The sequence below is a fragment of the Mycobacterium sp. NGS59 genome, assembly GCF_059812345.1.
Map to the genome: position 1 here is coordinate 88,070 of NZ_JCALCN010000005.1, position 12,333 is coordinate 100,402.

7 protein-coding genes and 2 riboswitches are annotated in these 12,333 nt (G+C 68.6%); of the genes, 1 reads left to right on the forward strand and 6 read right to left on the reverse strand.

Annotated elements, in window-relative coordinates; translation table 11 throughout:
- The first annotated feature begins 14 nt into the window (after nucleotides 1-14).
- A riboswitch (glycine riboswitch) is annotated at nucleotides 15-112 on the forward strand.
- Nucleotides 113-232, forward strand: a riboswitch (glycine riboswitch). It begins immediately after the preceding riboswitch.
- Nucleotides 233-262: 30 nt separating this feature from the next.
- The gene (gene gcvP, locus AC5Y46_RS08240; RefSeq protein ID WP_499990647.1) at nucleotides 263-3,085 is read left to right on the forward strand and encodes an aminomethyl-transferring glycine dehydrogenase; all 2,823 of its coding nucleotides are present in this window, start codon (nucleotides 263-265) and stop codon (nucleotides 3,083-3,085) included.
- 4 nt (nucleotides 3,086-3,089) lie between these two features.
- On the opposite strand, the gene AC5Y46_RS08245 is transcribed toward gcvP, so the two are convergent.
- The 6 genes from AC5Y46_RS08245 to AC5Y46_RS08270 form a co-directional block, all read right to left on the reverse strand.
- On the reverse strand, nucleotides 3,090-3,947 hold the full coding sequence (locus tag AC5Y46_RS08245; protein WP_499942402.1) for a haloalkane dehalogenase: 858 nt from the start codon (nucleotides 3,945-3,947) through the stop codon (nucleotides 3,090-3,092).
- 3 nt (nucleotides 3,948-3,950) lie between these two features.
- A complete protein-coding gene (locus AC5Y46_RS08250) occupies nucleotides 3,951-6,026 on the reverse strand; it encodes a substrate-binding domain-containing protein (protein ID WP_499990648.1) in 2,076 nt (691 codons plus the stop codon).
- Nucleotides 6,019-8,217, reverse strand: a complete 2,199-nt coding sequence (locus AC5Y46_RS08255; protein ID WP_499990649.1) for a malate synthase G — start codon at nucleotides 8,215-8,217, stop codon at nucleotides 6,019-6,021. Before AC5Y46_RS08255 ends, AC5Y46_RS08250 begins: the two co-directional genes overlap by 8 nt.
- A gap of 239 nt (nucleotides 8,218-8,456) precedes the next feature.
- Complete coding sequence (locus AC5Y46_RS08260; protein WP_499990651.1) at nucleotides 8,457-9,521, reverse strand: hemolysin family protein; 1,065 nt, start codon at nucleotides 9,519-9,521, stop codon at nucleotides 8,457-8,459.
- On the reverse strand, nucleotides 9,518-10,885 hold the full coding sequence (locus tag AC5Y46_RS08265) for a hemolysin family protein (RefSeq protein WP_499942398.1): 1,368 nt from the start codon (nucleotides 10,883-10,885) through the stop codon (nucleotides 9,518-9,520). The genes AC5Y46_RS08260 and AC5Y46_RS08265 overlap by 4 nt, the downstream gene beginning before the upstream one ends.
- A 7-nt stretch (nucleotides 10,886-10,892) precedes the next feature.
- A complete protein-coding gene (locus AC5Y46_RS08270) occupies nucleotides 10,893-12,329 on the reverse strand; it encodes a GuaB1 family IMP dehydrogenase-related protein (protein ID WP_499990653.1) in 1,437 nt (478 codons plus the stop codon).
- Nucleotides 12,330-12,333: the final 4 nt, after the last annotated feature.

Below are 12,333 nucleotides of genomic sequence, written 5' to 3' on the forward strand. Positions count from 1 at the left end.
ACTGGTTGCCGCATCGCCCCCGCGCGGGAGAGTTCTGTGGCCGCCAGCTACGGACGCCGAAGGAGCAATACCTCTCCGTCAACCTCTCAGGCACCCGGACCGCGCCGGATAACGATGCCTCTGGAAAGCGGTGACGACCGGTCTGGTCCTCACCCGCCGATGGGGAAAGGCGCACTCGACCGCGCTGAATCTCTCAGGCGCCCGGTGCCCGGGTGAGGACAGAGGGAGAGGACCCGTCGTCGCGTCCTCTACCGGGAGATCCATGTCTGAGCCAACATTCGCCGACCGCCACATCGGACTCGACGGCGACGCCATCGCCACCATGCTTGCCGTTATCGGTGTCGACTCGCTCGACGCGCTGGCCGCCAAGGCGGTCCCGACCGGCATCCTGGACAAGCTGGACAGCTCCGGCGCCGCGCCCGGTCTGGACCGGTTGCCGCCGGCGGCCACCGAGTCCGAGGCGCTGGCGGAGTTGCGGGCGCTGGCCGACAGCAACACCGTCGCGGTGTCGATGATCGGGCAGGGCTACTACGACACCCTGACCCCGCCGGTGCTGCTGCGCAACATCATGGAAAACCCGGCCTGGTACACCGCCTACACGCCGTATCAGCCCGAAATCAGCCAGGGTCGGCTGGAAGCGCTGCTGAACTTCCAGACCATGGTCACCGACCTGACCGGCCTGGAGATCGCCAACGCCTCCATGCTCGACGAGGGCACCGCGGCCGCCGAGGCCATGACGTTGATGCACCGTGCGTTCCGGGGACCGTCGAACCGGTTGGCGGTCGACGTCGACGTGTTCGCCCAGACCGCGGCGATACTGGCGACGCGGGCCAAACCGCTGGGCATCGAGATCGTCACCGCCGACCTGCGCGACGGGTTGCCCGACGGCGAATTCTTCGGAGTCATCGCGCAGCTGCCCGGGGCCAGCGGCCGGATCACCGACTGGAGCGCGCTGGCGGCACAGGCCCACGACCGCGGCGCGCTGGTGGCGCTCGGCGCCGACCTGCTGGCGCTGACCCTGATCAAGCCGCCCGGTGAGATCGGCGCCGACGTCGCGTTCGGCACCACCCAACGGTTCGGTGTGCCAATGGGATTCGGCGGCCCGCACGCCGGCTACCTGGCGGTGCACGCCAAGCACGCCCGCCAGCTGCCGGGGCGCCTGGTCGGAGTGTCCAAAGACGCGGACGGCAGTGACGCCTATCGCCTGGCATTGCAGACCCGCGAACAGCACATCCGCCGCGACAAGGCGACCAGCAACATCTGCACCGCGCAGGTGCTGCTGGCGGTGATGGCGGCGATGTACGCCAGCTATCACGGCGCCGACGGTCTGACGGCCATCGCGCGGCGCGTGCACGGCCACGCCGAAACCATTGCCGGGGCGCTGGGCGAGGCTGTGGTCCACAACCGATTTTTCGACACGGTGCTGGCCCGGGTGCCGGGCCGCGCCGACGAGGTGATTGCCGCGGCCAAGGCCGACGGTGTCAACCTGTGGCGGGTGGACGCCGACCACGTCTCGGTGGCCTGCGACGAAGCCACCACGGACGCTCACGTGGCGGCGGTGCTGGCTGCGTTCGGCACGTCTGCCACCGAAGCAACCGCGACCGACATCGCAACGCGCACAACGGAATTCCTGACCCATCCGGCGTTCACCCGATACCGCACCGAGACGTCGATGATGCGCTACCTACGCACGCTGGCCGACAAGGACATCGCGTTGGACCGCAGCATGATTCCGCTCGGGTCCTGCACCATGAAACTCAACGCGGCCGCCGAGATGGAGCCGATCACCTGGCCGGAGTTCGGACGGCAGCATCCGTTCGCGCCGGTCACCGACACCCCGGGACTGCGTCGGCTGATCGCCGACCTGGAGTCCTGGCTGGTGGCCATCACCGGCTACGACGCGGTCTCGCTGCAGCCCAACGCCGGCTCGCAGGGGGAGTACGCCGGCCTGTTGGCGATCCACGACTACCACGCCAGCCGCGGGGAACCGCACCGCGACATCTGCCTGATCCCGTCCAGCGCGCATGGCACCAATGCGGCCTCGGCGGCGCTGGCCGGCATGCGGGTGGTCGTGGTGGGGTGCCTGCCCAACGGCGACGTCGACCTGAACGACCTGCGCACCAAGGTCGGCGAGCACGCCGAGCGACTGTCGGCGCTGATGATCACCTACCCGTCCACCCACGGCGTGTACGAGCACGACATCGCCGACATCTGCGCCGCCGTGCATGACGCCGGCGGCCAGGTGTACGTCGACGGCGCCAACCTCAACGCGCTGGTCGGGCTGGCCCGCCCCGGCAAGTTCGGCGGCGACGTCAGTCACCTGAACCTGCACAAGACGTTCTGCATCCCGCACGGCGGTGGCGGTCCGGGCGTCGGGCCCGTCGCGGTGCGCTCGCACCTGGCGCCTTTCCTGCCCGGCCACCCGCACGCGCCGGAGCTTCCGCAGGGACATCCGGTGTCGGCGGCGCCCTACGGGTCGGCTTCGATCCTGCCGATCAGCTGGGCCTACATCCGGATGATGGGCGGTGACGGGCTGCGGGCGGCATCGCTGACCGCGATCGCGTCGGCCAACTACATCGCCCGCCGTCTCGACGAGTACTTCCCGGTGCTTTATACCGGCGAGAACGGCATGGTCGCCCACGAGTGCATTCTCGATCTGCGCGGCATCACCAAAGCCACCGGCGTGACCGTCGACGACGTCGCGAAACGCTTGGCAGACTATGGTTTTCACGCGCCGACCATGAGCTTCCCAGTGGCCGGCACCCTGATGGTCGAGCCCACCGAAAGCGAGAGCCTGGCCGAAGTCGACGCGTTCTGCGAAGCGATGATCGGCATCCGTGGCGAGATCGACCGGGTCGGCAGCGGGGAGTGGCCGGTGGACGACAATCCGCTGCGCGGCGCGCCGCACACCGCCGAGAGCCTGCTGGTGTCCGACTGGGACCACCCCTACACCCGGGAAGAAGCCGCCTACCCGCTGGGCAAGGCGTTCCGCCCCAAGGTGTGGCCGCCGGTGCGGCGCATCGACGGCGCCTACGGTGACCGCAACCTGGTGTGTTCGTGCCCGCCGGTGGAGGCGTTCGCCTGACCGGTCAGCCGAATCGGTCGATGATCGCTTCGGCGATCCGAGCGGGCTCGTCCTCCTGGATGTAGTGCTTGGCCGTCGGCAACTCGACCAGCACGTGATCAGGGAACGCGGCCCGCATCCGTGGCAACGACGGGCCCGGTCGGAACGCGAAGTCCTTCATGCCCCAGATCAGCAGTGCCGGCCGGGCACCCAGCTTGGCGGGCACCTCCGTGGCCAGCCGCTCCAGCAGGGGAGCGGCGGCCAGGATCTCTCTGGGCATCTGCGCCACGCCCAACCGGTCGGCCGGCGTGGGCTGAACGGCCCGATAATGCTGCATCACCGCGGTATTGAGGTGGCGCTGCGTGCCCGCCGGGATCAGTCGCTCGACGAAGAAGTTGCGTTGCACGATCGCGTACTGCATCGGCGGACTCGACATCACCCGACTGAAGATCTTCGTGGACAGCACGTCGGTGGGCCAGAACCAGGTATTGCCCAGCACGATTCCGCGGACCCGGTCGGCGCGCTCGGTCGCGACCGCCATGCTGATCGGACCTCCCCAGTCCTGGCCCATGGTGACGTAACCGTCGAGTCCGAGCCGGTCGACGAGTTCGCCGACGACGCGCGCATGTTCGTCGATGCGGTACCCGAAGCCCGCCGGCCGCTCGGACAGGCCGAAGCCCAGGTAATCCGGTGCGACGCAACGGAACCGGTCGCGCAGCGCCACGATGATGTCGCGGTACAGAAAGCTCCAGGTCGGGTTGCCGTGGCAGAACAGGATGGGCGGGCCGTCGCCTTCGTCGACGTAGTGGATGCGCCCGCGGGAACTGTCGAACCAGCGCGACCGGAAGGGGTACAGCCCGGGATCCGGCGTGAAGTCGACCATCGGTCAGCTCAGGAAGTTGTTGACCGCGGTGGCCAGTTCCGGCGTCGCCGACGTCGGCAGGTTCTGGTAACTGCCGCCGCTGAGTCGGGCGACGGCCTCCCAGGTGGCGCGGTCCGGGTCGCCGCCGAAGTCGATGACGTTGACCGCGACCGGTCTGGCCGGGTCGTTGGCGTTCTTGATGAACTCCTGCAACCCGGGCCCGTCCAGAGACTGGTCGGTGTGCGGTCCGGCGGTGATCACCAGGATCGAATTGTCTTGCCCGGCACGGTAATTGGCCAGCATCTCCTGATAGATCATGCGCAGCGTGGTAAACGACACCGCGCCTCCACCGGACGAGTACTGCCGGTCCAGTGCCCCAAGCAGCGCCGCCGAACGCGGCTGGCCGTTGACCTGGTCGGTCAGCGGACCGGCTGCCACCTCCGAGCGGCCCTCGTGGCCGTCGAACGTCCACAGGCCGATCACCGCGGTCGGGGGCAACGCCTTGATCCTGTTGCTGAGCGCGGCGACGACGTTGGCGAGGCGGGTCTTGCCGCCGCCTTCATCGACCGGCAACGACTGGTCGAGCATGATGGTCGCGGCCACCCCGGCCGAAGGCGAGGCCATGGTGTCGGCCAGCGTGGCCCGGGTCGCCTCGTCGCCTACCGACAGCGTCGCCGGTATTGCCGGGAAGGTGGTCACCGGGCTGCTCGGCGGTTTGACGCCGTCCGCCCGGAATCCGGCCTTACCCAGCTTGGCCAGCTGCTCGGGCTTGTGCAGGAACCGGGCGAACTCACTGGCCGCCGTCGTCTGCACCTGCGACAACCACGACCCGCTGAGCAGCACCGTCGGATAGTCGGCGACCGCGACCGGCCCCGGCGGAGTCCACGAAGCCAGTTTGCTCTTGGCATCCGGCGTCGACTGGCCGCGCTGGAACAGCTGCTGCTCGGTGGTGACCACCGCATGCACCGGCGCCGCTGCCACGTCCCCGGCTTTGAGCAGCGCGTTGAACGCCTCGTTCAACGAGTCGTCGGCGAGCTTTGGTTGCGCGTTCATCAGGGTGCGCACCGCGCCCATGCCGGCGTCCGGTGGGGACCCTGCGGGCGCCGACGCGGCCGCTATGGCCTCACCGGCCAGGAAGGACGCGTCGCTGTTGCCGGTGATCGGCATCGCCAGCCGCAGCGACCCCCACGACGGCTGGTTGAGTCCGGCCATCGAATTGGGGTTGGACTGCAGGCCCGGCAGCGCGGCCCAGTCCTGTTTGGCCAGTACCTGCTGAAACTCCGGCCGGATGGCCAGGACTACCGGTGAGGTCACCAACGAGCGGCTGTCGCTGATGGTCTGCTTGCCCGTGGCCCCGGCCAGCCGTGCAGCGGACACCGAACTGCCCGGGATCCACAGCCCCGGCTGGTTGCCCAGGTCACCCGGCCATTTGCCGACGAACCCACTCAGGATCGCGTCGGAGCCGGCCGACTTGACGGTCACGGTGACGCAGCGGTCACCGATCGGGCCGGCCTGGGCGTTGTAGCTGTCGGCCAGCCCTTTGATCGGGTCGACGATGGAAGGATCGGTCAGGACGGCGACGGAATCCTTGCCTCCGACGCAACGCGCAGCCGCCGAGTGCGACCGATTCGACAACGCGTCGCCGATGAACCGCCACAGGATCACTCCTGCGACCACTAAGACCACGGTGACCAGCGCCACGATCACCCCGACGCTCACCCCACGTCGGCCGCCGGTGCTGCGGTGCCCGCCCTGCCAGTCGTTCTGGCCACGCTGACCGGCGCTGGACAGCGGGGGAGGAGGCGTGGCGGCCGAAGCCTCCGACGACGGCGGTTCCGCGTCTGGCTCCCGGAAACCAAAGTCGGGGTAGTCGTCGGCACCCGCATCCGCGTCGTCGGCGCCGCGGTCCTCATCCGGATACTGGGGTTCTGTCGAGAACGGCGACCAAGCGCTTTCGTCCCGGTAGCCGAAATCCTGGGACGGCGCAAGGTCCGGCGGCTGCTGCTCGGGCTCGGATCCGCCGGCGGCCGGCTCGGCGCCGAACTCTGAATCCTCTTCTGGGACCGAATCTTCGGGATCGGGCTTGCTGTGCCTACCCACCCGCGCGGGCCTTAAATTCCCGACGGCGGCGGTGCAGGATCGGCTCGGTGTATCCGCTGGGTTGCTGACCGCCGGACAGGATCAATTCCTCGGCGGCCAGGAACGCGATGCTGTCGTCGAAGTCAGGAGCCATCGGCCGGTAAGCCCGGTCGCCCTCGTTCTGCTTGTCGACCAGCGGCGCCATCCGCTCCAGGCTGGCCCGGACGTCCTCGCTGGTGATCACGCCGTGACGCAACCAGTTCGCGAGCAGCTGGCTGGAGATGCGCAGCGTCGCGCGGTCCTCCATCAGGGCGGTGTTGTGAATGTCGGGCACCTTGGAGCAGCCGACGCCCTGCTCGACCCAGCGCACCACGTAGCCCAGGATCGACTGGCAGTTGTTGTCGACCTCCTCGCGGATCTCCTCCGGCGCCCAGGCCAGCTCTTTGGCCAACGGGATGGTGAGCAACTCTTCGATCGTCGTGCGCTTCTGACCCTGCAGCTCGTCCTGTACGGCGCCCACGTCGACCTGGTGGTAGTGCATGGCGTGCAGGGTGGCCGCGGTCGGCGAGGGCACCCACGCGGTGGTGGCGCCGGCCTTGGGCTGGCCGATCTTCTGCTCGACCATGTCGGCCATCAGCTCGGTCATCGCCCACATGCCCTTACCGATCTGTGCCTTGCCTTTGAAGCCGGCGGCGAGCCCGGTGTCGACGTTGGCGTCCTCGTAGGCCTTGATCCAGACGCTGTTCTTCATCGCGCCCTTGCGGATCATCGGGCCGGCTTCCATGGACGTGTGGATCTCGTCGCCGGTGCGGTCCAGGAATCCGGTGTTGATGAACACGACGCGGTCGGCGGCCGCCTTGATGCAGGCCTTGAGGTTGACCGTGGTGCGGCGCTCTTCGTCCATGATGCCGACCTTGAGCGTGCCCGGAGGCAACCCGAGGACGTCCTCGACGCGGCTGAACAGCTCGCACGTGAAGGCGACCTCGTCGGGTCCGTGCATTTTGGGCTTGACGATGTACACCGAACCCGTGCGGCTGTTGAGGAGCGGGCCGTTCTGGTCGCCGCTGCGCAGGCCGTGGATCGCCGCCAGCCCGGTGAACAGCGCATCCTGGATTCCCTCGGGCAACTCGTTGCCCTCACCGTCGACGATGGCGTCGTTGGTCATCAGGTGGCCGACGTTGCGCACGAACAACAGGCTGCGCCCGGGCAGGATCAGTTCGCCGCCGTCCGGCGTGGTGTAGGTGCGGTCGGCGTTGAGCCGGCGGGTGAAGGTCTTGCCCCCCTTGTTCATCTCCTCGGCCAGGTCACCCTTGTTCAGGCCCAGCCAGTTGCGGTAGCCCAGCACCTTGTCGTCGGCGTCGACCGCGGTCACCGAGTCCTCGAAGTCCATGATCGTGGTGATCGCCGACTCCAGCACCACGTCCTTGATGCCCGCGGCGTCGGTCTTGCCGACCGAGTCCTCCGGGTCGATCAGGATCTCGATGTGCAGCCCGTTGTTGACCAGCAGCACCGACCAGCTGGGTGACCCGAGTTCGCCGCGGTACCCGGCGAACTTCTCCGGGCTGGCCAGGCCGGTGGACTGGCCGCCGGCGTCGATCTGCAGCTGGCCGTCGACGATGCTGATACCCGTCGCATCCGACCACGAGCCCGACGCGAGCGGCACGGCACCGTCCAGGAACCGGCGGGCATAGGCGATGACCTTGTCGCCGCGCACCTTGTTGTAGCTGGTGCCCTTCTCGGCGCCGTCCGCTTCGGAGATGACATCGGTGCCGTAGAGCGCGTCGTACAGCGAGCCCCACCGCGCGTTGGCGGCGTTCAATGCGAAGCGCGCGTTGAGCACCGGGACCACCAGCTGCGGACCCGCGGTGCTGGTGATCTCGTCGTCAACGCCGGAGGTGGTGATCGTGAAGTCGTCCGGTTCGGGCTGCAGATATCCGATCTCGGTGAGGAACTGCCGGTAGGCCTCCGGGTCGAGCGGCTCGAGCACCCGGTGCCGGTGCCACTTGTCGATCTGGGCCTGCAGCTCCTCGCGGGTCTTCAGCAGTTCCTGGTTGCGGGGGGTGAGGTCGGTGACCACCTTGTCCACGCCCGCCCAGAAGCTGTCCGGATCGATGCCGGTGCCGGGCAGGGCCTCGTTGTTCACGAAGTCATAGAGAACCCTGGCAACCTGCAAGTTGCCCTGGGTAACCCGCTCGGCCCCGCGATCAGTCATGATGATTCTCCTCCGTAATGGCCTTTACCGGCCCCTCAGCACCCTCGCACCGCCCTCTGCTGGACCCAGTTAGCTACCGTCAGCCTACCGAGCGGCAGCGTGACGAGCGTAGCCTGGCCGATTCGCCGTACCAGGTCATGGCGCGCTGACGGGTTGGCCCGCGGCAAGGTTGCGAGCACGGTGAATTGCTTTGTGGCAACGCTCATGAGAACGCCCAAATCATACGGGGCTACGGCCACTCAATCGCGGGGCGCCACCTCACGCATGCTTCCCACCAGGTCCTCCACCAGGTCTTCCAGCGCCACCAGCGCGACGACTTCGCTCCCGGCCGCGCCGTCACTGGCGGTCACCAGAGCCAGGTGGCTGTTGCTGCGACGCATCCGCGACAGCGCATCGGGCAGTCCCAGCGACTCGGGCACTTGCGGCAGGGCTCGGACCAGGGCCCGGTCGATCACGGTCTGGGGGTCGTCGCCGAGCGCCAGCACGTCTTTGATGTGCAGGTAGCCGATGTAGCTGCCGTCGCGGTCCACCACCGGAAAACGGGAATAGCCGGTCTGGGCCAGGGCCTGCTCGACGGCACCGATGGTGGGTCCCGAGCCGGCCTCGGCCACCGACACCGCATGAACCTTGGCCAGCGGCACCGCGACGTCGCCGACCACCCGGCTGCGGATCTGCAGAGCCCGGGTCAGCCGGACGTGTTCCTCGTGGTCGAGCAGACCTTCGGACAGCGATTCGGCGATCAGCTCGGACAGTTCCGCCGTGGACACGGTGCTGTCGATTTCGTCCTTGGGCTCAACGCCCAGCAGCCGCAATATCCCATTGGCGCACTTGTTGTAGAACACGATGATCGGTCGCGCGACACGCACGTAAGGCAGGTACGCCGGGACCAGCAACATCGCGGTGCGTTCCGGACCGGCCAGCGCGATGTTCTTGGGCACCATCTCGCCCAGCAGCACGTGCAGGGTCACCACGAGCGCCAACGCGACCACGAACGCCAACGTGTGCATCAACGCCGGGTAGATGCCGGCCAGGCCGAGCCAGGTTCGCAACACCTGGGCCACCGCCGGTTCGGCGATCCGTCCGAGCAGCAGCGAGGACACCGTGACACCCAGTTGCGCACCCGCCAGCATCGCCGGCAGCTGTTCGCCGGCCCGGATCACCGTCACGGCGCTGGCCCGGCCCTGTTCGGCCAGCGCCTCGAGGCGGTCGCGCCGCGCCGAGATCAGGGCGAACTCGGCACCCACGAAGTAGCCGTTGAGCGCGATCAGCAGGACCGCCAACAGCAACGCCAGGAGGGAGTTCATCGGCTGCCCCGGTGCGAGCCGGTATCGGGCGCGCCGACCTCGGTGAGCTCGAGCTGGTCGATACGGCGGCCGTCCAACTCGACCACCTTCGCCTGCCAGCGCACCGACTCGTCGGGCAGGCCGTTACGGTCCAGCGAGGGCAACTCGACCGATTCGCCGGCCTCCGGAATGTGTCCGAGCTCCCGCAATACCAGCCCGCCGATCGTCTCGTAAGGCCCCTCGGGAGCGCGGTAGCCGGTCGCGGTTTGCACCTCGTCGATCCGCAGTAGGCCCGAGACCCGCCAACCACTGCCGGATGCCACCACATCGGGTGTCGCGTCGTCGTGTTCGTCGCGGACGTCTCCGACGATCTCCTCGATCAGGTCCTCGACGGTGACCATGCCCGCGGTGCCGCCGTACTCGTCGACCACCATGGCGGTCTGCAGCGGATGCGCGCGGATCGCCGCCAGCACCGCGTCGCCGTCCAGCGTCGACGGCACCACCGCGACCGGCCGCGCGACCGTCGTCAACAGCCTGGTCGCCCGCTCGGCCGGCGGGACCGCGAACACCTGCTTGACGTGCACGATGCCGACGGTCTCGTCGAGGTCGCCGCGCACGACCGGAAACCGGGAAAAACCCGTGTCGGCGACGACGGCGATCAGGTCGGCGACGGTGTCATCGGTCTGCAGGGCCACGATCTTGGGCCGGGGGGTCATCAGCTCCTCGGCCGTGCGGGCGCCGAACTGCAGCGAGCGGTGCATCAACGCCGCCGTGACGTCATCCAGCGACCCGCTGCGTGCCGAGGTGCGCACCAGCGACACCAGCTCCTGCGCCGTACGGGCCGAGCGCAACTCCTCGGCCGGCTCGATGCCCAGCCGGCGCACGATCCAGTTGGCCGCCCCGTTGGTGAGCCGGATCGCCGGGGTGAACACCACCGAGAACAACCATTGCGGGAGCACGACGGCGCGTGCGGTACGCAGCGGTCGGGCCACCGCCAGGTACTTGGGCACCAGTTCACCGAAGATCATCGACACCGAGGTCACCACCACCAGCGCGAGAAACCCGGTGACGGCACCGGCCAGCCGATCGGGAGTCCCCAGCCGGTCCAGCCACGAGTGGGGGAGATCGGCCACCAGCGGCTCGATCAGATAGCCGGTACCCAGGGTGGTGATCGAGATACCCAGCTGCGCGCCCGACAGCTGGAACGACAGCCGGCGGTGGGCCCGCCGGATGAAGCGGTCCCGACCGGCGCCGCTGCGGGCATTGGCCTCCACGACGCTGCGATCCAACGCCGTCAATGAGAACTCGGCGGCCACGAACACCGCGGTCCCCAAGGTGAGCGCCAGAATGGCCAGCACGCTGACCACGGTGCTGGAGTGGTTCATCAGCGTTTCACCAACCGGTGGGCAGCGGATGCCCCTCCGCAAACCCCGCGGCCGACTGCACGCCGACCACCGCCCGCTCGTACAACTCCTCCAGGTTCGCCGCGCCCACGTAGGTGCAGGTGCTGCGCACACCGGAGGTGATGTGATCGATCAGGTCCTCGACGCCGCCGCGGTCCGGGTCCAGTCCCATCCGCGACGTCGAGATGCCCTCTTCGAACAGCGCTTTGCGGGCGCGGTCGAACGGGCTGTCCGCGCCGGTGCGGGCGACGACCGCCCGCTTGGACGCCATCCCGTAGCTCTCCTTGTACGGCTGGTTCTCACGGTCACGCATCAGATCGCCGGGGGACTCGTAGGTGCCGGCGAACCAGGACCCGATCATCACGTTGGACGCTCCGGCGGCCAGCGCCAGGGCCACGTCCCGCGGATGCCGGATACCGCCGTCCGCCCACACATGGCCACCCAAATCCCTTGCCGCAGAAGCACATTCGACGACAGCAGAGAACTGTGGGCGGCCGACGCCGGTCATCATCCGGGTGGTGCACATCGCACCCGGACCCACCCCGACCTTGACGATGCCGGCACCGGCTTCGATCAGGTCGCGGGTGCCCTCGGCGGACACCACGTTTCCGGCGGCCAGTGGGATACCCAGATCCAGCGCGGCGATCGCCTTGATCGCCTCGAGGGCCTTGACCTGGTGCCCGTGTGCGGTGTCGATCACCAGCAGGTCCACCCCGGCCTCGGCGAGAGCCTGAGCTTTGGCTGCCGCGTCGCCGTTGATACCGACGGCCGCACCGATGCGCAGCCGGCCCGCGGCGTCGACGGCCGGGTGGTAGATGCCGGTGCGGATCGCCCCGGTGCGGGTCAGCACACCGGCCAGAGCACCGTCGGGACCGGTCACCACCGCCACGTCGATCGGCGCGTGTTCGAGCAGGTCGAAGATCTTGCGCGGTTCGGTGCCCACCGGCGCGGTGACGAAGTCCGTGGCCGCGACGTCGCGCACCCGGGTGAACCGGTCCACCCCTACGCACGACGCCTCGCGCACCACGCCGATCGGCCGACCCTCGAACACCACCACCGCGACGCCGTGGGCGCGCTTGTGGATCAGCGCCAGCGCGTCGGACACCGAATCGTCGGGCGCCAGCATCACCGGCGTATCGAGCACCAGGTCGCGGCTCTTGACGAACTGCACCATCTGCTGCACCGCGGGGATCGGCAGATCCTGCGGCAGGATGACGATGCCGCCGCGGCGGGCGACCGTCTCGGCCATGCGGCGTCCGGCGACGGCGGTCATGTTGGCGACCACCACCGGAATGGTGGTCCCGGAACCGTCGACGGTGGACAGGTCGACGTCGAACCGCGACGCCACCTCGGACCGGTTCGGCACCACGAACACGTCGTTGTAGGTCAGGTCGAACGTCGGGCGGTGCCCATCAAGGAACTTCATCGTG

Bases quoted from the DNA above. Each gene is read 5' to 3' on its own strand.
- AC5Y46_RS08255 (WP_499990649.1), bottom strand. From the start codon at position 8,217: ATGACTGATCGCGGGGCCGAGCGGGTTACCCAGGGCAACTTGCAGGTT.
- AC5Y46_RS08260 (WP_499990651.1), bottom strand. From the start codon at position 9,521: ATGAACTCCCTCCTGGCGTTGCTGTTGGCGGTCCTGCTGATCGCGCTC.
- AC5Y46_RS08270 (WP_499990653.1), bottom strand. From the start codon at position 12,329: ATGAAGTTCCTTGATGGGCACCGCCCGACGTTCGACCTGACCTACAAC.
- gcvP (WP_499990647.1), top strand. From the start codon at position 263: ATGTCTGAGCCAACATTCGCCGACCGCCACATCGGACTCGACGGCGAC.
- AC5Y46_RS08245 (WP_499942402.1), bottom strand. From the start codon at position 3,947: ATGGTCGACTTCACGCCGGATCCCGGGCTGTACCCCTTCCGGTCGCGC.
- AC5Y46_RS08265 (WP_499942398.1), bottom strand. From the start codon at position 10,885: ATGAACCACTCCAGCACCGTGGTCAGCGTGCTGGCCATTCTGGCGCTC.